Annotated in this window: 17 protein-coding genes; 11 read left to right on the top strand and 6 right to left on the bottom strand. The window is 51.1% G+C overall.

Annotation, left to right across the window (positions count from 1 at the left end; all coding sequences use genetic code 11):
• The first annotated feature begins 154 nt into the window (after nt 1-154).
• On the top strand, nt 155-961 hold the full coding sequence (locus tag EI42_RS03395) for an ATP-grasp domain-containing protein (RefSeq protein WP_111318808.1): 807 nt from the start codon (nt 155-157) through the stop codon (nt 959-961).
• 23 nt (nt 962-984) lie between these two features.
• Here EI42_RS03395 and EI42_RS03390 read toward each other — a convergent pair whose 3' ends face one another.
• Nucleotides 985-1653: a histidine phosphatase family protein gene (locus tag EI42_RS03390; RefSeq protein ID WP_111318806.1), complete on the bottom strand. Its 669-nt coding sequence runs from the start codon at nt 1651-1653 to the stop codon at nt 985-987.
• 87 nt (nt 1654-1740) lie between these two features.
• Between EI42_RS03390 and EI42_RS03385 the strand changes: the two genes are divergently transcribed.
• From EI42_RS03385 to EI42_RS03365, 5 genes are all read left to right on the top strand, one after another.
• A complete protein-coding gene (locus EI42_RS03385) occupies nt 1741-2139 on the top strand; it encodes a hypothetical protein (RefSeq protein WP_111318804.1) in 399 nt (132 codons plus the stop codon).
• Entirely contained in the window at nt 2136-4370 is a 2235-nt protein-coding gene (locus EI42_RS03380) for an ATP-dependent Clp protease ATP-binding subunit (RefSeq protein ID WP_111318802.1), read from the top strand. The genes EI42_RS03385 and EI42_RS03380 overlap by 4 nt, the downstream gene beginning before the upstream one ends.
• Nucleotides 4371-4664: 294 nt before the next feature.
• Nucleotides 4665-5642, top strand: coding sequence for an MBL fold metallo-hydrolase (locus EI42_RS03375; RefSeq protein ID WP_111318800.1), 978 nt, complete (start codon nt 4665-4667; stop codon nt 5640-5642).
• A 106-nt stretch (nt 5643-5748) separates the two neighbouring features.
• Nucleotides 5749-6960, top strand: a complete 1212-nt coding sequence (locus EI42_RS03370) for a sensor histidine kinase (protein ID WP_170142318.1) — start codon at nt 5749-5751, stop codon at nt 6958-6960.
• Between the two features lie 103 nt (nt 6961-7063).
• Nucleotides 7064-8659, top strand: a complete 1596-nt coding sequence (locus EI42_RS03365) for an RNA polymerase sigma factor (RefSeq protein ID WP_111318796.1) — start codon at nt 7064-7066, stop codon at nt 8657-8659.
• A 3-nt stretch (nt 8660-8662) separates the two neighbouring features.
• Here EI42_RS03365 and EI42_RS03360 read toward each other — a convergent pair whose 3' ends face one another.
• The 4 genes from EI42_RS03360 to EI42_RS03345 form a co-directional block, all read right to left on the bottom strand.
• Nucleotides 8663-9787, bottom strand: coding sequence for a glycosyltransferase family 4 protein (locus tag EI42_RS03360; protein ID WP_111318794.1), 1125 nt, complete (start codon nt 9785-9787; stop codon nt 8663-8665).
• Between the two features lie 241 nt (nt 9788-10028).
• Nucleotides 10029-10319, bottom strand: a complete 291-nt coding sequence (locus tag EI42_RS03355) for a DUF5348 domain-containing protein (RefSeq protein ID WP_111318792.1) — start codon at nt 10317-10319, stop codon at nt 10029-10031.
• Between the two features lie 1033 nt (nt 10320-11352).
• Nucleotides 11353-11856 carry a hypothetical protein gene (locus tag EI42_RS03350; RefSeq protein WP_246046314.1) on the bottom strand — a complete coding sequence of 168 codons (504 nt, stop codon included), beginning with the start codon at nt 11854-11856 and terminating at the stop codon, nt 11353-11355.
• Between the two features lie 64 nt (nt 11857-11920).
• On the bottom strand, nt 11921-12493 hold the full coding sequence (locus EI42_RS03345) for a hypothetical protein (RefSeq protein ID WP_111318790.1): 573 nt from the start codon (nt 12491-12493) through the stop codon (nt 11921-11923).
• 606 nt (nt 12494-13099) lie between these two features.
• On the opposite strand from EI42_RS03345, the gene EI42_RS03340 reads away from it, so the two are divergent.
• Entirely contained in the window at nt 13100-15706 is a 2607-nt protein-coding gene (locus EI42_RS03340; protein ID WP_170142317.1) for a tetratricopeptide repeat protein, read from the top strand.
• 54 nt (nt 15707-15760) lie between these two features.
• Here EI42_RS03340 and EI42_RS32265 read toward each other — a convergent pair whose 3' ends face one another.
• Nucleotides 15761-15922, bottom strand: coding sequence for a hypothetical protein (locus EI42_RS32265; protein ID WP_170142316.1), 162 nt, complete (start codon nt 15920-15922; stop codon nt 15761-15763).
• Between the two features lie 944 nt (nt 15923-16866).
• On the opposite strand from EI42_RS32265, the gene EI42_RS03335 reads away from it, so the two are divergent.
• The 4 genes from EI42_RS03335 (at nt 16867) to EI42_RS03320 (ending at nt 22006) form a co-directional block, all read left to right on the top strand.
• Nucleotides 16867-17397, top strand: a complete 531-nt coding sequence (locus EI42_RS03335; RefSeq protein ID WP_170142315.1) for an NB-ARC domain-containing protein — start codon at nt 16867-16869, stop codon at nt 17395-17397.
• On the top strand, nt 17394-18464 hold the full coding sequence (locus tag EI42_RS03330; RefSeq protein WP_111318784.1) for a hypothetical protein: 1071 nt from the start codon (nt 17394-17396) through the stop codon (nt 18462-18464). The genes EI42_RS03335 and EI42_RS03330 overlap by 4 nt, the downstream gene beginning before the upstream one ends.
• Before the next feature lie 95 nt (nt 18465-18559).
• Complete coding sequence (locus EI42_RS03325) at nt 18560-19177, top strand: tetratricopeptide repeat protein (protein WP_111318782.1); 618 nt, start codon at nt 18560-18562, stop codon at nt 19175-19177.
• Between the two features lie 462 nt (nt 19178-19639).
• Entirely contained in the window at nt 19640-22006 is a 2367-nt protein-coding gene (locus EI42_RS03320) for a tetratricopeptide repeat protein (protein WP_111318780.1), read from the top strand.
• Nucleotides 22007-22019: the final 13 nt, after the last annotated feature.

The following is a 22019-nucleotide window of genomic DNA, read 5'->3' as shown; positions in this document are numbered from 1 at the left end:
ATATCATGTTTACGGTGGTCGTGAAAGAGCGCTCTTTCACTTTCACGGGATCGATCGTTTTGTTGCATAGCTCATAGATTTCTTGCTCCAGCTGACGTATACTGGAAACATTCTTGTAGGGTTGAAATAGTCAACAGGAGAGGGGACGCGAGCGATGCGTTTCTGTTTTCTTCTTGATTCTATAGAGGAAGATTTTCTTGTCTGCGAAGCTGTGGTAGACCAGCTTGAACAGTGGGGGCATCAGTGCGCAATCGTACGACTGGATATCCAACAGGTTCCGCAGATCGAGGCTTATGATGCATATATTGCATGGTCTATATCTGAAGATTCCACTCTTTCTTTTTTAACACAAGTCGAGGAGCATGCTATTCCGGTGATGAATACTGCGAGAGCGCTGCGCCTGCTCAGGAAGAAGGAGGAGGCGTTACGGTATGCTGCGGCACATGGTATAGCAGTTCCGCCTTTTTCTACTGAAAAGCCGCTGGCGGCGGATATGTACCCCGTGTCGCTGCACCCGCTGCGCAACGAGAAGGCGGCTGTGGTTGTCGAAACGCCTTCCGCGCCCTGGCCCGAGGGTGAGTATCTGCTTCTGAGCAAGATCGCGAAAACGGTTCCTGATCTTCGTATTTGTGTGATTGGCAATGAAGCGCATGCGCTGCGTCGGGGAAAGAACGAGGATGGAGAGACCGTCTATCATGAGACGAGCTTTACGCCAGAACTGCTTCAACTGGCTCGACAAGTTGGAGCGGTCTTTGACCTGGATCTCTACAGCCTCGACATCGTGGAAACAGAACGGGGCCCACTGGTAGTCGCGCTACGAGAACGCCCTATGCCTGAAGGGGTACAGCGCCTGGTCAGTGGAATTGCTGAATATGTCCTCCATACTGCCTATCATGGCCGCGAACACTCTCCATTGGTTCCGGCTTTGATTCGTGGAATGCTCGGCCACCGGCATCTCTGAAGAAATGCCGGGGTCTACCTGAGCTAGAAGATACGCAGATGAGCGATATCATTCATTATATAAAGAACGCGCCGCTGCTGATTTACTCGAACGATGGTGATGCTGGTGTTGACGCAGGGAAAGAAAAACTCCTTATCGAGCTGAAGAACTTCTGCGGCATAGGCGTTAATCACTCCTCCATGTGCGAACAGGAGCACGCGCTGACCGATATGGCGGGCGGCAATCTCGTCAATGGTGGTGACGACGCGTCGGCGAAAGTCCTTTGAGCGCTCGCTGTTGGGAAAAGAATCCCATGTTCCAGATTCGCCCGCAATACGCACAATGTCGTCCTGCCGCTCTTGTAACGCCTTGACGATCTCCTGCGGATTGTTATGTTCGGCAATGGGCACCAGTTCATCCAGATTAATTTCGCGGAGTCCATCAACAAGCTGCGCCTGCAAGCCGAGGCGTTCTAGCAAGGGCGCACCGGTTTCCTGACAGCGCTTCAAGGGGCTGCTATAGGCAGCGTCAAAATGGATCTTTTTGAGGCGTTCTGCCAGGGCAAGCGCCTGTTTTCGTCCTATCTGACTCAGAGGGAGATTATCATAGCGTCCTCCAGGGATCAGTTCGTCTGCTCCCGGAATGGCGTCGCCGTGACGGATCAGAAAGAGCTCCGCCGCGTTTTGTGTGTGCATCAAGAATGGATCTTGCATTGTATTTGTCCTTTAGAGATTCCTTTTAGAATATATAAGGAAGCCGCTGGCTCTACCTGATGTGGTGCAGAGGTTGTCAGGAGAGCAGTGGCTGAAGTTGGTAGGGGTGCTATTGCCTGCTTTATGAGCATTGTAGCAGGCACGCGCGACACTTTCAATAGAGCTTCTGGAACATCTGTTTGTGAATTGGAAATAGATTTCAATGGTACGTTGTTTCCTATTGATGAAACCTCTTTCGCGTATCGGAACAAAGAGTCTAAACGTGAAAAAGGTACTGAAAAAACGAGATCGAAACCGAATAAATGGAATAATACATCGAGCCACTATGTTATAGTAAGTGAAGTTAGCAATCATATTGAGAGAGTGCTAGACAGCGGGCTATGCCTGTGGTATACTTTTAGCAGTCGCTCGGCAGATTTGCTAAACGAAGAAGATGGGAATGAGATCTACTTTTCTGAGAAAGAAGAGGAGCATAATAGATTATGAAGTGTGAGCGTTGTCATAAAAATCCCGCCCGTGTACGTGTTGAGCAGGTTATTGATGGGCGAAGAGAGGCGCACTTTCTCTGTCAATCCTGCGTTGACGAGATTATGAATGCAATGGGGCAGATGGGTGGCGGTATGGACGGCGTAGGCCCGATGGGTGGCGGTTTCCCCTTTGGCTTTAATATGGGTGGTGGAAAAGCCGCCTCCTCTGGAAACGTCAATACGGCAACTGCCGAGCGACAGGGCAAGCATAGCAAGACGCCGACGCTCGATCAGTATGGTCGTGACCTGACAGCAGAAGCAGCGGAAGGGAAGCTTGATCCGGCGGCTGGACGAGAAAGAGAATTGCGCCGCCTGGTTACTGTTCTGGGGCGCCGCCAGAAGAATAACCCGGTTCTGATTGGTGAGCCTGGCGTTGGTAAAACAGCTATTGTTGAGGGACTGGCACGCAGAATCCAGGATGGAAAAGTGCCTCCTCATCTGCGCAACAAGCGCATTGTGTCGCTGAACATTGGTGGTATGGTGGCCGGCGCTATGTTCCGGGGCCAGTTTGAGCAGCGCATCAAGTCCATTCTTGAAGAGCTCCGCGAGAATCCAGACACGATTGTCTTTATTGATGAATTGCATACCGTTGTTGGCGCTGGTGCTGCGGAGGGTGCGGTTGGCGCTGGCGATATGATCAAGCCTGCACTGGCACGTGGTGAGCTGCGCTGTATTGGCGCAACCACGCTGGATGAGTATCGCAAGCACATTGAAAAGGATGCCGCGCTTGAGCGCCGTTTCCAGCCAATTATGGTCAATGAGCCAACCGTTGAGGAAGCGGAGGAGATGCTGAAGATTGTGCGTCCGAACTACGAGGCACATCATGGCGTCTCAATCACCGATGAGGCTATTGAGGCGGCTGTGAAGCTGTCCGACCGCTATATCAATGACCGTTTCTTGCCTGACAAGGCAATTGATGTTATAGATGAAGCTGGATCTTCCCTGCGTTTGGAGGCGAGCGAGAAAGGTATTGTCACTCCAACGTTGATCGAAGATCTGGAGAAAGAACTTGCTGATATCCAGAGTAAGAAAGAGGCTGCGGCCAACGCAGAAGATTATGAGCGTGCAGCCCTGATGCGTCAGCAAGAACTGTTGACACTCAGCAAACTTGAGAAAGCACGGGCGCAGATGAACGACGATTCGGCGCTGACCGTCACGCCTGAACATGTTGCCCGTGTGATCGAAGCCTGGACCGGCGTTCCTGTCAGCCAGATGCTGGAGAGCGAGCGCCAGAATCTGCGCAATCTTGAACAGGATCTGCGTAAGCGGGTGATCGGTCAGAACGAAGCCATCTCGGCTGTGGCGCGTGCGATCAGACGTTCACGTGCTGGTCTGAAAGATCCGAAGCGACCTATCGGTTCGTTCCTGTTCCTCGGGCCTACCGGTGTTGGTAAGACCGAGCTGGCGAAGGCTCTGGCGGCTGAACTGTTCGGTGGCGAAGACAATATGCTGCGCTTCGATATGTCCGAGTACATGGAGCCGCATACCGTCTCGCGTCTGTTTGGTAGCCCTCCGGGTTACGTCGGCCATGATGAGGGTGGTCAGTTGACTGAGCGTGTTCGCCGGCGCCCGTATAGTGTCATCCTTTTCGATGAGATCGAGAAGGCACATCCAGAGGTCTTTAACGCGCTGTTGCAGATCATGGATGATGGCCGCCTGACGGATGGTCAGGGTCGCACGGTCGACTTCAAGAACACCGTAGTGATTATGACCAGTAACGTCGGTACCTCGGACCTCAAGCGAGCCGCACATCTTGGCTTTGTGACCAAGAAGGGTGACTCGGAGCGCGAGGAGAAGCACGAAGAGATGCGCTCGAAAGCGCTGGAAGGTCTGCGCCGTGTCTTCCGACCGGAGTTCGTCAACCGTATCGATCAGATTGTTGTCTTCCACTCTCTGGGTAAGGAAGAACTCAACCAGATTGTTGACCTGATGCTTGAGCAGGTGCGTGAACGCCTGCGCGAGCAGAAGATTGAACTGGTAACGACTGACGCTGTGCGCGAGTTCCTGCTGAAGGAAGGCTTTAACGAGGAATTTGGCGCTCGTCCGTTGCGCCGCGCTATCCAGACGCATGTTGATGACGTGCTTGCTGATGCCCTGCTCGCAGGTGAGATCGCCAGCGATCAGAAGGTTGTCCTTGATGTTCAGGACGGCAAAGTTGTTGTCTCTAGCCCTGAAATGGTGCAGAACTAATCGTACACGAGCATAGCGGAAGAATCTTTACAAGCGGGTTGGGCTGTTCTTAGCGAGCAGCTCAACCCGCTTTTTTGTGCTTTGCCATGAGGGATGATTCGTTTTCCGACGGAACAGAAGCGTAGCGAAAAACGTACAATACTATAGGGAGCTTTGTGTGCTCATTTTTCCTGATGGCGGCTTTTTATATGCATGTATGAGCACGCACAGGGAGAAGACGCAATGTAAGGGGTAGCTGAAAGCTTCCCTGTTTTCCCGGCTTATGAATGATAAAAAAGAGATGTGAGGATAGAGATGAGTAGACGGTGTTGGCCTGCGAGGCGCTGGCTACAATTGGGAGCTATATCATTGGGTGTTGTTGGTGCGGGAGTAATTGTCAAAAGTTTTATTCCTCCAACAATCGAGCTGGAAGGAGCAGAGAGCGCGCCAGAAAACTGGCAGCGGCACAATCTGCCCGAGATAGATATTTCGTTTTTCCGCTGTGGAAGCACACAGGTGCCCGAGTGGCTACTACAGCAGGGAGTACTCTCCTGGCGACCGCGCACCATCGCCCATAGTGCTGTGTTAATCCGCCATCCCCGAGCGACCTTTCTGTATGATACCGGGCTTTGTGAGGCGATTTCCATACGCTTCATTGCAGAGCAGTCACCTTTCTTTCGGCGCACCCTTGGTCGTTTGACGCAAGAGAAGTCGCTGTCCGAGCTGTTAGGCGGGATCTCGCTTGATTTCGCATTGCTTTCCCACCTCCACTGGGATCATGTAGGCGGGGTTCCAGATATTCCTGGTGTACCGTTGCGTGTGAGCCGTATTGAGTATGAGTCCCTGCTTCAATCAAGAGATAACGAAAAGAAGGAACTCACGCTCCGTCTGATGCAGAACAATCCGGTTGAGGTGTTTGATCTGGAACCGGGAGACATCGCGGGCTTTTCGGCTGCACAAGATCTCTTTGGTGATGGGTCGCTGTTGTTGATCTCGTTGCCCGGCCATACACCCGGAAATACCGGTCTTTTGATTCAGCGTTCCAATGGCTCGCCGCTGTTTCTTGTGGGAGATGCAGGTCACATCGTTGAGAATATTCTTGGTCCAACTCCCCTTCACCCCCTGTTTGGTTCGATGGTGACGACTGATAAAGAGCAGGCCCTTGATACCCTCAAGCGGTTGTACCTCTTTGCGAATGCACACCCCGAAATTCCCCTGATCTGTATGCACGATGCACAATTGCAGGAAAAGTTCATGAGTTCCGAGCTGGCACGAAAGGAGAGAGCTGTATAATCCGCAGAATCTGGATATCACAGCTTCTTTTTGCTCTATGGTAAAAGAATATGCTACACTGCAAGAAGAGAATAAAGAACGCAGTTTGGGGGAAAGGCAGGAGCCAATGACCGGAGTTCCCAGAGAAGCTCAGGGACGCCCGCTGAAGAAATTAAGCTTTGAGCAGCGGGTGCAATTACGCAAGCAGTATACTGCCCGTATTCCTCGCTGGCGGCGTCCTCTGGTGGGCTATCTCTTCAGTGTTCCCTTGATTGTCCTCGCGTGGGGTGGGAATGCATTGCTTTCACTGGCGCTTGGACGAAGCGATGCAAACTTTTTAAGCGCTTTCTTGCTGCTTCCGGTGCTGTTTGTGGCTCTGTTCTGGGGGGTTGGTTCCTCAGTGGTGACGGTTCTGTTCAGTGCGCTCCTGCTCCATATGATGCAGTTTCGCGAAAACGGGTCTAACATGTTGGACTGGCAGAGCGCCATTCAAGTCTTGCCCTTTGTGGTGGCTGGCCTGACTATTGCGCTGATTACGGCCTTGCGCGAGCGTGAACGGCTCAAAGCACTTGCCGCCGAACAGGAATTGCAGGAATATGCTGAGGAACTGGAAGTAATCAACCACAAGCTGGAAGATACCAACCAGTTAAAGGACCGCTTTATGTCGATCGCGTCACACGAGCTCAAGACACCTATCACGACGATTCGCGGACAGGCACAGCTAGCTCTGCGCCGTTTAGAGAAGATGCGCGAATTGAGCCCGGAAATGAAAGGCATGAAACAGGCTCTGGAGCGAGTGAATGACCAGACACAACGTCTGACCTCTTTGGTTGAAGAACTGCTGGACGTCAGCAGCCTGAGAGCCGGAAAGGTGGAGCTCCGTAAGCGCTGTTGTGATCTGGCTGAGGTTTGTCGTGAAGTCATTGAGGATCAGCAGCTCCTCAGCGAGCGCCCTATTCAGCTTGTCCTGCCCGAGCAGCCTATCAAGGTACTGATTGACAAGGATCGCCTGGCACAGGTGCTGGTGAATCTGGTCAGCAATGCCTTGAAGTATTCTGCTGAGGGGAGCCCGGTTGAGCTCGGGTTAAAGCGTGAAGAGCATAGCCCGGCTTCCGCTTTGATCTGGGTGAAAGATCATGGAAAAGGGATCGCCCCCGATCAGTTGAGCCGTATTTTTGAGGCATTCTATCGCGATCCAGATGCACAGGCTTCTTCTGCGAAGGGCCTGGGACTTGGACTGGCTATCTCGAAAGAAATCGTGGATCGGCACAATGGGCGTATCTGGTGTGAGTCGGAGCCGGGCCACGGGAGCACCTTTTTTGTGCGTCTTCCTCTCTAACATTACCATGGTGGACCTTTCACTGTACGTAAAAAACTGGTGAAGCAACAATGATGTTGCAAGTGGCCTTTCGAGGCCAGAAAAGAGTAGAGGAGGCCCGGAGATGGGCGCACAGCCCTGTCCCGATGAGGATCAGAACGCGCTGATTCTGCAGGCTCAGGGAGGCGATCTTTCAGCTATGGAACGCCTCTTTGAGCGCTATCATGCCCATATGTATCGATACCTGCTTCTCCTGCTCGGGGAGAGCGGAGCGGGGAGAGAACTGACTCTGGAAACCTTCTGGCAGATCTGGGAGGCGCTGCCCGGCTTACACGATCCGATGCAATTTGTCCTCTGGCTCTATCGGATTGCAACCAACCTTGCTTATGACGAGCGCTCAACGCTCCCCATTACCTCGCGCTATCAGTGGCAGGCGCTACCTCCTGATATGGCGCGGATACTGGGGGATGTCGGTCAGCTTCCCTGGCCTGAGCACCCCTGTCTACTCCTGCATCTGCTGATGGGCTTCACGGAGTCTCAGATAGCTGATTGTCTGGGCCTTCAGGAGAAACAGGTTACACAGTACATTGAGCGCTCTGTGGAGGCACTTTTACCGCTTAAGGAGCTGCGCCAGATGGTACAAGGTGTGCCGATTCCGCTGCCATCGGTGACCTCCCCTTTCCTCCCCGAGCATATGGAGCGCAGGCAGGAGAGGCGGCCTGCGCTCCTGCTTGCCAGCACACGACCGTTTCGCCAGCGGCGCTTTTTACAACTATGTACACGAATCGGGATGCCTGTGCTGCTTGTGGTGCTGTTAACATCAAGTGGGCTCTTGTTCTGGCTCAATCGACCTGTGCAGCCAGCGCCAAAAGGAGAGCCGCTTACTCCTCCGTCCCGGATCTTTGATCCCGCGCACGATCGCCTGAGCTGCTATTTTAACGAGGTGGTCAATCAGCCGTCATCTATTTGTAGCAGGCATCTCTACCAGGATATTAATCAGAGTGTGGAACTGGGTCCCTATAAGCTGCGTGTTGAGCAGATATACGCGGATGTCAATATGATCGGGCTGGCCTATTCGCTGCTGTATCCTCGGGCCAGTGATTCCGACGATAATGTGATGTTGCATATGTCTCTGCATGTGGGCAACGGTCTGACCATTCCCTTGCAGGCGGAGATGCGGGGGAGAAATCAATCTATCCCCTTTAAAAATGCGCTGTTTAAGATCGCCTTTTATTATCTCAGCCTACCATTGCAACAGATCCCTCAGAAAGCGAATGCGAGTCTACAGATCTCGCAGGTAACCGTGTTACGCACCGATAACAGGGATCGAATTGAGTTGTTACGTCCCGCTGATGCATCGCTTCGGATCAACTTTCCGCTCACCTTCCATGCTGGTAGAGCCATTACGCCGATGAGTCAGATCGAGAAGAGCGATCTGCTGTTAGAGAGTGTGATAGCCTCACCAGGCAATGTGCAGATCCTGCTTCGTTGTCTACACTGTGCCACAACGACAAAGCGCTATAACTATACGCTGGTTGTTGGAAATGATGTTGCGATTGCGACGATGGTGTTGACCGGAAAGAATGGAACAGAGCTGCACATCTATTTCCAGGAGTCCTTTGATGAGCGTAACGAGCGTTGGCAGCTTATTATTACCGAGGCGAGTGCGGGCGGCAACAGGTATGAAACAACGTTTGCAGCCCCCGCTGGCGCCTCATGAGTATTAGCTTCCAGGTGATGAGAACGAGGGAATTTTGCTCTGTGCAATCACATAACGGTAAATGGTTTCGTAGCGTCGGGCCATCGCGCGGACCGAAAAGTGTTCCTCGACATGGGCACGAATGTCCGTCTGGTCAAGGCTGTCCAGATGCGGTATCATTTCTATCATTTCGTCCAGTGTATTTACAACGAAGCCGCTAACTTCATGATGGACAACTTCGGGCGCGGCACCATGTCGGAATGTGATAACAGGACAGCCAACGGCCATCGCTTCAATCATGACCATGCCGAATGGCTCTTCCCATTCAATGGGATTCAGGAAGCCCCGGGCTCGGCTGAGCAGCCTTTGCTTCTGTTCCATATTGACCGCACCGAGGTAGCGGATGTGCTGGTTATCAATCTGTGGCTCAATGGTCTGATGGAAGTAGTCCTGCGTCTCTTTGGAGGTGTGATCAATGGTCCCGCCCAGCATCAGCGGGATCCCGCTGCGCCTGGCAGCCTCAATGGCGTGATGCGGGCCTTTTTCCGGGGAGAAGCGCCCGAGCCAAACAAGAAAGTTCTCTCGGTGGTGGCCAATTGGTGTATAGTCGTCAGTGGATAATCCGTTAGGAACCACGCCTGCGAAGTTGAGTTGAGGAAGCTGTTGCAGGGCTTGCTTTCGAGCGCTTTCACTGATGGCGACCAGTGGTACCGAGGGAGACCAATCCATAAAGAAAGAGTCGGCATCTCCCTGCCAGTCGTCGCATTGGTCAAAGGGAAAAGGGCTGTGCAATGTCACGACATGTGGTGTAGAAAGGGATGAAAGCAACGGGTACAGGTACATATCTGCTGGTGAAGAAAGGTGGGCATGTACCACATCGTAGGCCTGTTCCTGAATATGCTCGATGGCTTTCACCAGATGGTAGTATGCTTTAAGGGGCGCGTGCCAGGGTCTTCCCTCTTCCAGCAGAGGGTGGGGAATAAAGGAGATGAGCCGGGCCGAGGTGCGCGTATCTTCTGGCGCGTACATCGTGACCTCATGTCCACTCCTGACCTGTTCTTCTATCAGATGCGCGATCACGGCTTCAGTACCGCCATAGTTTTTGGGGGGTACGCTGATCCAGGGGGGAGCTATTTGTGCTATACGCATGACTATCCTCCATTGTAAGATGACAACAACTACTTCGGACCCAAAAGCTGTGAAATAAGAGCTGGAGAAGTAGAACAGGTAGAGAATCACTTCTTCTGTTATCAGTTACCTGTATGTGTAACGAAGGAGAGGGAAAAAGGGTGACTGTTACCAGCCGAAAAAAGCAGACTGCACTATGCCCCGACGGCAATGTGCAGCGGGTGGAGGAGAAATATCGCTTCTTTAGAAGTCAGTAACGAAACTAATGAAAGCGCGATCTCTGTTGTTCTGGTGTGTGGCGAGCCTCTTGTTCAGGAAGGCGGACCAGGACGCCAGCCCGTAACCGAATACCGATACGGTCCGGAGTGAGCAGATACCAGCCTGTTGTATCATGGGCAACCTGTCCCGGGAGCCAGTGACCCAAAATACACACTTCAAGGTTCTGACCAATCGAAAGCGCCTGCCCGTTGAGCAGCAGGCTGTCTTTCAGGTCGGTGAGGCGAGCTGGACCAGGGCGATGTGTGGGCGACGGAGTGTGAGAGGTCTCAACCATGATTTTGTGGCATTCCTTTCGTTTCAGACATTTCGGCAAGGGTCGAAATAGAGTGATTCTTTATAACACGTTGGAAAGAGTATTTCCGCTTCAGCAGGTGTGTCCGGCACTTGCCATTGTAGCTTGCTTAGCCGTTTGCACTGCCTGTTTATAGCGTAGAGCAGTTGCAGTCGGTCTGGCGGCTTCTCCAAAGGGAGAAGAGACGTGTGAAATGATAGGCCTTCTCTCCTGAAGGTCACGACACCCGATCTGGCTGGCTTGTAAGTGTCGTCAACAATCGTCTTATCCTTGCAAGAAACCAAAATGGAACGAAGGGGCTGCGCAGAAGCGCCCTCCTGACACATTGCTACTGTAGCATATGGCAAAATCACAGGCATCCTTCAAAGGGATGGTTTGCCAGAACAGGAATAGTTTCTCTTCCACTCCTTTTGGGTGATACTGGTGGCATGCTTGAGCGAGCAAGGACATCTATTACCGAAACACGTCAGAAGGCTCCTCCCTTGAGGCCGGGAGATAAATAGTGTACCCGCGCTCTCCGAGTAGAGAAAAAGAATGTCGCTTGATAGGAGGTTTCACCTGTATTACACTCTTTTCCATGTGCCGTATCGGTTCTCGTCTGCCCGACGTGGTTCCCTCGTCTAACGCTTCTGGACTGCGTGCCCCTTCCAGGCCAATGCATCGCGACAATGTCGCAAGTATGCCGGTTGTAAGAAGTCTCCCCGGCATCTGCTCCGGGACGTATCAAGTTCTTGAAGGAAGAAGGGGCATGTGGAATGATGTACCCGGCTTCTCTGATTTCACCTGCTCGCATAGAGATGGGCCACAGCTCACGCCAGTCAGGAAGGGAAAGCAGGCTGAGCCCGGAAAATGATAGAAATTGTAACATAGGAAGGACAAGAAGGCAAATAAGCAGGTTGATGGGGGGCCCGGCTAGCCATCCGTGGGGGACCGCAAACCCCACGGATGTGCTACCGGGAAGGTGAGGGAGCAAAGGGACGGTGCGATAATGTCTGCTTCACGGTCCGTTGCTCTATCAGGCTCGTATAACCGGCATTGGTGTTGCCGAGACGAGCAGAATGTAACCGGTCGAGAGAATGGACGAGATGTCAAAGCCAAAGTGCTTCAGTTTTAGGCGTGTCCGTGAGAGTGCGTCACGTATGGGTCGCATTTCCTGATCCCAACTGTTCTCTTCCTGGGCTCGATTCAGGTGTCGTCGGGCCTGAGCCACAGCCTCTTCACTCACGCGTCCGTTGTAGAAGCTGGCGTACAGCGCTTCATACGGGCAAAAGTACGGGAACATATCCAATAGCGGCAGCAGGACGCTCATCTCGGTTCCGGTGAACTGTTCTTGAGCGATCATCTGAAGCCGGTCCCCATCGTATGCAAGATACGACAGCGTACCGAATTTGGTATTCAGCGCCAGAATATGCCCTGTCGGGAGCGCATCTTGCAATGAGAAATGGAGAATCTCAGGGTCTTTTTTCACTTCGCTGGTCGCAGCTTTACTTTTACGCGCATAGATCTTTTGCAAAGTCATGGCTGCTCCGTCCTCTCTTGCCGCTCCCGGGCTTTGTTATTGTCGCTCTACTCTCTCCTGTTTTCTAGTTTGTGATATGGAAAAGATATCCGCAAATGAGAATACCGATTGTGCTGAGTGTCAGCAGGGCCAGAAGGTAGTAAAAGCTTCTGTTCTGCACATCTCTCATGCTGGCGCTTGCGATAACAGAAGGTACTGCCTGTGAAGCCGCTGCTCTCGTCTCCACAGGCACCACCCCCTGATAGGGAAGGGACATAACCCGAGGGTGAGCTTGGCCCTCGGGCTTTGCACGTAACCGCTTCGTCATGGGAGGAGGAACATGAATAGCTGTGAATCTGGAGCTATCTGTATATTGTCTGGTATATTGTCTGGCCGTTCCTCCGGGCAGGATATCCGTCCGATGCAATGGTTCTGTGATCGGGGCGGCTCCCTGTCGTCGTGATGTGCGAAGACGCTGGTAACGTGCTGCTCGCTTCTGTTGCGCCATTGGGACGAGAGACATACTGTGTAGCGATCGGGTGATGTGTCTCGCGGGATGGGTTGCCATATCATCTGGCGAAAGTCCCGTCTGGACGTTTTGTGCGGAGTGCGAGAAGGGAGTCCGGTTTGTGACGTTCCCTGTCTGTTGATCCTGCATATGTTGGCGTCCTCCTCTGGAGAGCGTGCCCCGTCTCGCTCAATACCGGCATCCTACATTGAAATTTGTCAATAATAGGTGGTAAGGTGGGTGGAGCAGCACGGCATCCCTGCCGGTTCTGCTGACCGTCAAACTATCAGTCGTCCCTGCTGATATGGACCGAGAATAACATCCTCTCTCGGATTAAGCTGCTTCCAGACCCACTTACCGTATCCACTCTTGCCTTTGTATTCCTTTACTTCTGGCTAGCGGACCTTCTGTTAAAATTATGGACCATAGCCGTACACAAAGGAAAGATCATATGTTATCATTCATTTAAACATATTTATCATTTTTGGGATTGGCTGTCTTTTGCCCTGGAAAATAAACAGTGGGGGCCGCTCCGGGCGGGTATAATAAGCTGATCATTTTTCCCGGATGATCCAGACGGAAACTATGAATGCACTGAACACGAGCGTGCGAGTAACGATGCTGTTCCTTTTTTTCTTTTCCTCTCGTTTTATACAAGTGAAGGAAAGAAGGATGTGTAATCAGATTACGGGTGCGTAGTGCTATGTATGCGCCAGTGGGACGCAAATGCATGCAGTCAGGAAGGACTTGAGAATAGTGGAGCGCAATCATCCAGAGCATGAGCCATTACCACGTGTACGGCTCACTGAAGCTCGCGTCAGTCTTGCCCTCTCTCAGCAAGAAGTCGCAGAAAAGATTGGAACGACCCATGTGAATGTGAGCCGTTGGGAGCGTGGTATTACCAAGCCCAATCCGTACTTTCGGCGAAAGCTGTGTCAGCTATTTGGGAAAACGGCGCAAGAACTGGATCTGGTGCCTTCACCTGAGGAACAGAAGGCGGAACAGCAAGCAGCAGAGCGGCAACAGGCGGCAAGAGAAGAAGCGAGCAAGCCGCATGAGCGTGTACCAATCTATGATTCTGCGATTCCGCTTCAGCCCGCTATCCGTCTAGTTGGGCGTGATAAAGAGATGGCCCTGATCAAGAAGCGTTTGTTTACCGGGGGCAATGTCGCGCTAACCGCGTTGAATGGGCTTCCCGGTGTTGGCAAAACAGCGCTCTCCGTTGCGCTTGCGCACGATGCGGAGGTACGGGCCCATTTTCGTGATGGGATTCTCTGGGCTGCACTTGGCCCGAAACCCAATGTGCTTGGCTTACTCGGGCGGTGGGGAACGCTTTTAGGAATTGCCCCTTCTGAGATGGCAAGTTTGAGTGATGGTGAGGCATGGGCAAAGGCAATTCATCATGCGATTGGAAGTCGCGCGATGTTGCTAGTTATTGATGATGCCTGGAACGTTGAAGAGGCGCTGGCGTTTAAAGTTGGCGGTCCGAATTGCGCTCACCTGTTGACGACACGCCATTCTGATATTGCGACGTTTATCGCGATGGATGGCGCAACTCGCATTGAGGAACTTGGGGTAGAAGAGAGTATGACGTTACTACGCTCTCTGGCCCCGATGGTGGTTGATCGTGAGCCGCAGAAGGCGCTGGATCTTGTGCAGGCTGTTGGCGGTCTGCCGCTGGCCCTGACGTTGATGGGAAACTATTTGCGGAAACAGTCCTATAGCGGACATGCCCGCCGAATTGCCGCTGCTCTTGAGCGCCTGAGCGATGCCGAGGCCCGTTTAATGGTTAAAGAGCCTCATGGTCCGGTGGAAGGCCATTCAAGTCTGGAAAGCAACCAGCATATCTCGCTTGTTTCGGTTATTTCTGTCACAGATCAATTACTCTCGGAAGAGGCTCGTGCGGCTCTGTATAACCTCTCGGTCATTCCTGCCAAACCAAATACGTTCTCTGAAGATATGGCGCTGGCGGTGGCTGCCTGTGACGTTGAAGTGCTGGACATGTTAAGTGACTCCGGTGTTCTGGAAAGCAATGGGACCAGTCGCTATATGATCCATCAGGTTATTCGTGACTATGCAGCCTATCAGCTTGAACTGGATAACGCGGCTGAGAGGGCGGCGCGGGGGCGCCTGCTGGACTTTGTGCTTGATTTCGTTGAAACAAATAAGGACGATTATCAACAACTGGAGCAGGAAAGTACCAACATCCTTGCCGCGATGGAGATGGCCTATAACCTGCAAGTATGGGAAACGCTGGTACGCTGTGCCCTTGCCTTTATACCTCGTTTTATGCGGCATGGTTCCTATGCGCTGGCTGGTCTGCATCTGCAACATGCGATCGAAGCTGCGCAGGCGCTGAGCCGAAAGCAGGATATAGCGTTGTTACAGCTCTATTATGGACAGGTATTGCAGCAGCAGGGCGATTTTGTGCAGGCAGAAACGACCTTCCAGGATGGATTAGAGGTAGCCCGGCAGATCGAAGATCGGAGCCTTATCAGCGCATTTCTCAATGATCTCGGTTGGGTTAATACCAAAATGGGGAAATACGACCTTGCGGAAGACTATCTTCAACAGGGCTTAACCATTGCCCGCCAGATAGGAGATCTCAAACGTATCAGTTCTATTTTGATGGTGCTTGGATCGGTCTCGATTTACCTGGGAGATTATGCCAAAAGTGAAGCCTACCTGCAAGAAGGGTTGAGGCTGGCTCAGCAGATCGGAGATCAAGAATTAACCTGTTTTATGTTGTCGAATTTAGGGGTGAATGCAGGTCAGAGAGGGGATTTTTCTATAGCCGCCCAGTATTTCCGTGAAGGTTTGGCACTTGCCCGAAAAATTGGGCAGAAGGATCGAATTTGCTCGTTATTAACAAATCTTAGTGGGGTTGAAATAGAACTGGGAAAGTATCAGCAAGCTGAGAATAGCTGCCAAGAAGGTCTTGAGATAGCTTATCAGATCGAACATAAGGAACGTTTAAGCGCATTACTTATTAATCAGGGAATAGCCTTTCGAGGACAGAGGAAATTTGAAAGGGCAAAACGAAGTTTTGAGAATAGCCTGAAATTGGCAAGAAAAATAGGAAACCCTTTTATGATAGCTCTTGCTCTGTGTGAATATGGAACGTTGTTGCTTGATCTTGAGGAAATAGAGAAAGCAAAAGAAGTGTTTCAGGATGTATTGACTATTACCCCTAAAGGGGCTGCTGATCTTCTGGCCCTTGCTCAATATGGGCTTGCAAAGATAGCGGCGTCACGCGGAGAAATAGAGAAAGCAAAAGCGCTTGGTTCTGAAAGTGCCGTAAGTCTGGAAAACATGGGGCACCGTAATGCACATGAGGTGAGGGATTGGTTAGCTTCACTGTAGGTTGCTTGGGACGCAGGGGAGCTTCTTCACAAAAGCGCCCCTGCTTTTTAGATATTATTCTGGGAAGAATGCAAATGGGTGAATGACACCGGGATCACTGGGTGTTCCAGCCCCTGCTGCATGAACGCCGGTTGTGACTTGAATAGCTACAAGCGTAAGCGCCAGCAACAGAACCAGTGCCGGTATAATCCAGAGCATGAGTTTCTTTTTGTTCATGTGCGTGTCTTCCTTTCTTCAAGTGGGAGCGAACAGAAAGCCTTTAGATAAAGTAGTGTGGTATCCGGAACCTCTATTTGTTACTAGGATCGAGCCTTTGCCTTAACTATAAGGCAACTTATCTGAATTCGTCCGATCCCTTGCTGCCCACGCAGCGTATATCTACAGGACAGGTACTAGCTTACTATATCCAGGTTTACTACTTCAAGCTTTTCTGTTCCTTTTCCCCTAAAATACCTGGTGCTTTATATTTGTTCAGTGGAGCCATTCCCTCGGCTTCATATGAACGGCAAAAGCGAATTGTCTGTTTCCCTGGCTCCCTCCAGGTTCTCCCTGTATAAAGAGAAAGCAGACAATATATTATTATGCTGGACTGCCTGCTAGTGCCGGGATTTGCTGGCAAACACAGTTCTACTTCTCATCTGGAAATGCAGTGGCGTAGATACTGTCCCTCCGCTTTTCTGGTCTAGCACAGACGATACCTGTTAATGTACTATCTTTCTATTGAAGATAGTATAAGATGTATCGATGTTTTTCAACAAATTTTGTCTTCTCGACAAAAAAGTACTACCCGGAAGCGGATTGTTGCCATCAAAACAAGAAGCCGAAAAGCTATTTCAAGCAGCATTATAATATAAAGCCCGTTTTGCCTTCAATGAGTTTCCGTGAAAATCGTGTGAAAATTCGGCGGTTTTTCGGATAGACATTTTCTTTTTGGGCATTCATACTTGTATCAGGCTATAATTAGTACAAGGTAAAGAGGAGTGTTTTAAATTATCTCGAATGAAAAAAGTTTGACAGAAGTTATGCCTTTTAGGGGTGAAGAACTGTGTTATTATAGGTAATGATAAATAGTATGGGCGCGTAAAGGCCGCAGGCAGAAAAGAGGGATCAGGAAGAATGCTCGAAAAAGCAGCAATGGAGCTTGCAAGGAAGTCGATCCGGTGACAAAAAAAGAACTGGTGCAGAAAGAACGAGAACCGATCTATGATTCTGCAATCCCCCAGTTACCTCCATTTCCGTTGGTCGGGCGCGCCGAGGTACTGGAAGCAATCAAGCAGTGGATCTGGACCGCTAACGATGAATTGAATGATGGTGGAGGGACAGGCGCTCTGTATAGGATGCCGGGCGTGGGAAAAACAGCGCTGGCGCATGACCCCGAAGTAAGAGCGGATTTTCTTGATGGCGTTTTGTGGGCAGGGTTAGGCTTAGCGCCTGAGCCGACCACTATTTTGAGTAGGTGGGGCACATTGCTTGATGTTTCTCCCACTGTTCAGGCAAAGCAAAAGAGTGATGAGTGGAGACGTCTGTTGCAGGAGGCGATAGGGGAGAGAGCTTTTCTGATTGTCCTTGATGATGCTTGGAGGATCGAGGATGCACGAAACTTACAAATTGGTGGCCCCTACTGCGCGTATCTAATTACGACGCGTTCTTCAGAAGTTGCTGCCACACTGGCCGGTGAGGGGGGGCTGTGAAAGTTGAGGAACTGAGTCAGGAAGAGGGCGTACAATTGTTGCAAATGCTTGTTCCTGGGCTGGATATGACTGAGAAGGCCCAACAACTCGTTCAAGCGGTCGCTGGCTTGCCGCTGGCGCTTGAATTACTCGGAAATTATGTGCGCAAGCAGGCCTATAGTGGGCGTACCCGCCGGATTATTGCGGCTCTGGAACGTATTGAGCGTTTGGATGAACGGTTGAGTATTCAGGAGCCGCAAGCTCCGACCAAACAACATCCCAGCTTGAACGCTGATCTACCGCTTTCTTTACGGGCAGTTATTGCAATCTCTGAACACCAATTGCCAGAACAGTTGCAGCGAGCTTTTTATGCGTTGGAGACGATCCCTGCCAAGCCAAATACATTCTCGGAGGAGATGGCATGTGCAGTAATGAATTGTACTGTTGAGCAGTTTCATCTCGTGCGTGATAGTGGATTGCTGGAACTCAGTTCTCAGGGACGCTATACCATCCAGCAAACGGTACATGATTATGCCTGGCAGCGTTTGCACGAGGTTGGTGGACTTGAGAAGGCGTACTGCCGCTTGCTCGCTTATTTGATGGAGTTTGGTGAGATGTATCAAAAAGAATATGAGCTATTACAACAGGAGTGCGTCACTACTCTTGCCTGCCTGGAACAAATAGTCGGTGTGGGGAAAGGGAAAGAGTTTGCGGAACTCTTTTTGATGTATGTACCGTTTTTAATGAGCACTGCTCATTATGAAATTACCAGACAGCTTGCTTTACGCGCTGAGGCGATTGGCTGGGAGTACAAGGCTCCGGTACTTGTTGTTCGGGCCCTCTTTTATCAGGGACAGGTATTACAAAAGTTGGCACATCTTGCTCAAGCCGAAGAATGCTTTCGTGGTGCTCTCGAACTCGCTCAGCAGATGAATAATGAAGAATATATTTGTAGCGCTCTAACGGATCTAGGATGGATTGAGTCAAAGCGAGGACTATATGAGCAAGCAGAGCGACATCTACTGGACGGACTTTATATGGCAAGTAAGTATAAAAAGCGATATTTGTGTTTTATATTTAAAATTTAGGAACTTTATCTATTTATAGAGGGAACTATAAGCAGACAGAAGCCTGTTTACAGGAGGGGTTATCCCTTGCAGAACTTCTTCATGATCGAGAGTTAATGTGCCTTTTAATAGCGAATCCAGGCGTAAATCTGAGGGAGCAGGGAAGGCATGGGGAGGCGAGAGAAAATTTGCAAAAGGCGTTGATATTGGCCGAGCAGATAGGCTACAAGGAGCAAGTATGTAATTGTTTGCTCAATCTTGGTGGATGCGAACTTGCATTAGAGAACTATAAAGCGGCCAGAAAATATTTTCAAGATGCATTGGTGCTTGCTCAACAACTGGGACTTCGCGAATGGATTTGTGGAGTTTATAGTGATCTGGCAACGATGGCTATGCTTGAAGAAGACCGTGAACAGGCAGAGGTTTCTTTTCAAGAAGCTATCAAACACGCACGACAACTCGGCTATGTATTTGTTCTTGCCACTGGTTTCTACGAATATGGCAATATGCAACTGCGTCAGGGCCGGCTCGATGAAGCGGAAGCGCTTTTTCGCGGGATGTATACATTGGCGCCGTATGGGGCTCAAGAATTACTTGCGCTGGCCTACTATGGAATTGCTCGTGTTATGGCGCGCGCGGTCATCTGGGAGAGGCACAGCGATGGGGATGATTGGCCGTATCTATGCTGGAATCGATCGGGCATAGAAATGCGCAAGAAGCTAGAAAATGGTTGAATACATTAAGAATGAAGCATTCACAATAAATAGTTATGGACTGTCAAGAAAAAGAACTGTGTGTATTTGTTGTTCATCAATGCATCAGCTTATGGTATGATAGGAGTCAGCCGGTATTTGAAAGGGGAAAAGCGGATCAGCAGGAAAACAGAAGGACGAGTGGCGATGTTTATTTAAGAAATGGGCGCCTGTAGCGTCTACTTCTGTTGTGGACCATTCGTACTCCTTTGTCCCGGGTTATCAGAATGTTATATAGGTTGGACATGTTGCAGGGCTGTTTCTCGTCTGCCCCGGTTCTACTAGATGAAAATCTAGGCTGTATGAACGCATGTCGGTGAGATGCCGTAAAGAAGTACAATTAAGAAGAACGCAGAGGATGCGAGTGCAAAAAGTCAAGGATGGCGACCTTCTCATATGTGCGTCAATATGTGAGAAGCGGGCCGCTACAGAGGAGTTCTCCACATGGCGAAAATAGAAACTGATGTGTATCGGACAGCAATAGTTTTTAGCCGTGAATGGTTTGAGCCACAACCGGTCTATGATCCTGCGATTCCTCCGCTATCGTCCCTGCCCTTAGTCGGAAGAGAAGATGATCTGGAAGCGCTCAAACAGCGAGTCTGGGAAGGCGGGAATGCATCCCTGACGGTGTTGCACGGGCTGCCAGGTGTTGGAAAGACCTCTCTGGCCGCGGCTCTAGCTCATGATCCTGAGGTGAGAGAACACTTCTGTGATGGCGTCTTATGGGTCGGGCTGGGCACTTCTCCCAATATCAGTGGGGCGCTCAGTCGGTGGGGTCGTCTGCTTGGCCTGGATTATCCACAAGAACAGCCATTAAAGAGCTATGAGGAATGGGCCCAGGCGCTTCATCACATTCTGGGTTCTCGACGCATGTTACTTGTCATCGACGATGCATGGAGCGTGGAAGACGCCATGCCTTTCAAACTGGGTGGACCACTCTGTTCTCATTTGATTACCACACGCTTCCCGACCATTGCCAGCCATTTCACCGTTGACGGCCCGATGCTGTTGAAAGAGCTGAATGATGAACAGGGTATGCAGCTCTTACAGATGCTGGCTCCCCATTTGGTCGAACAGGAAAGGCCGCATCTTTCGGCGCTGGTTCAGGCCGTAGGTGGCCTACCGCTGGCCTTGAACCTGATTGGAAATTATCTCAAGCAACAGGCGATAGGGGAAACGCAAGAAAAGCAACTGGAAACAATCCTGCGGCTGCTGAGGGATACAGAACAGCGGCTTCAGCTTCGAGGAGAAGATCAAGACCCTTTGCGCTTGCCTGCCAGTACACTTTCGTTACAATCGGTGATTGCGCTTACCGATCAACAGTTATGCGAACAAGCTCGTATGGCGCTTTACGCCTTATCTGTGCTTCCGCCCAAGCCGGATACCTTTTCAGAAGAGGCCGCACTTATGGTGGCCGACTGTGATAGTGATACCCTGGATATGCTGGTTGATGCCGGACTGCTTGAATGCCGGAATTTTGATCGCTTTACCCTGCATAAGACGATAGCTGATTATGCGAGTGCTCGGCTCAAGAAGCTGGCGCTTGCTCCTGAGCAGGGGCCTGCTCTGCGCCTGATCCGCTATGTGCTTGCATTCTTGCAGGAGCAAGCGCACGAGTATGACGCGTTTGAGAGAGAAAGTGCGACAATCGTGGTCGCGCTTGAGGCTGCGTTTCGGCTCGGCATGTTCCCTGAGTTTATTCAGGGGAGCATGGCCTTTCTTCCCTTCTTGTTGATGCGTGGGTCATATGTGCTGGCCGAGCAGCTTGCCGACAGAAGTCATCAGGCTGCAATGGAGATACAGAGTCAGCAGGAGGTGATGGAGGCGATCTACTGGCGCGGGGAGATCGCTTCGCGTAAGGGAGATTTCTCGCGAGCAAATATCCTGTATCTTCAGGGCGTTCAGCTCGCCCGGGACCAGAGCAATCGCCTGTTCATTTCGGCCTTTCTGAGCAGTTTGGGAAGCCTGGCGTGGCGCATGGGTTCCTATGAGGAGGCTGAGGTATTTCTGCAAGAGGGGCTGGCGATTGCCCGTGAAGGGGGCTATCACAAATACCTTGTCCGTATCTATAAAGCGTTTGGCGCACTGACCTGCACGAAGGGTGAGTATGATCGCGCTATCGGGTACCTTCAAGAAGGGCTGGAACTGGCACGACAATATGACTATCGCGATATGGAATGCTATATCCTGATGAATCTCGGGGTGACGTATGCAGAGACCGGAGATTTCGCCCGGGCTGAGCCCTATTTTCGGGAGGGCTTGCAAACGGCGCGGCAATTGCGACATCGCGAACTGTTGTGTATGATTTTGCTCAACCTCGGAACACTTTCCTATGAGGGGGGCAATTACCAGGATGCTGACACGTTTTTGGAAGAGGGTTTGACGATCGCAAAGAGTATTGATCTGCGTGAATGGGTCTGTCTCCTTACAATAAATAGAGGTGAACTCAAAATCAGACAGAGCCATTTTGATGAGGCTGAGCCCTATTTTCGGGAGGGCTTGCAACTGGCACGCCAGATCGGGAACCGCCGGGCGATCGCCGCTGCCTTACTCGGATATGGAGAACTCCATCTGTACAAGTTCGAGTTGGAAGAAGCAGAACAGGCATTTCAGCAAGCACTGCAAGAAATGCCGAAGAGTGATCAAGGGCTCCATATTGGCGGTTGGTATGGACTGGCGCGGGTGGCTCAGGCGCGTGGCAAAATCGACGAGGCCCGAGAGCGAGGAAAAACATGCTTGCGCTATGTGGAGAATGGTGGGCATCGGCTGGAAGAAGAAATACGGCTCTGGATCAATAAATTGTCAGCCTGAATGGCTTGCTGTC

The sequence above is a fragment of the Thermosporothrix hazakensis genome (assembly GCF_003253565.1).
GTDB classification, from domain to species: domain Bacteria; phylum Chloroflexota; class Ktedonobacteria; order Ktedonobacterales; family Ktedonobacteraceae; genus Thermosporothrix; species Thermosporothrix hazakensis.
This window is presented reverse-complemented; position numbering and strand designations above follow the sequence as displayed.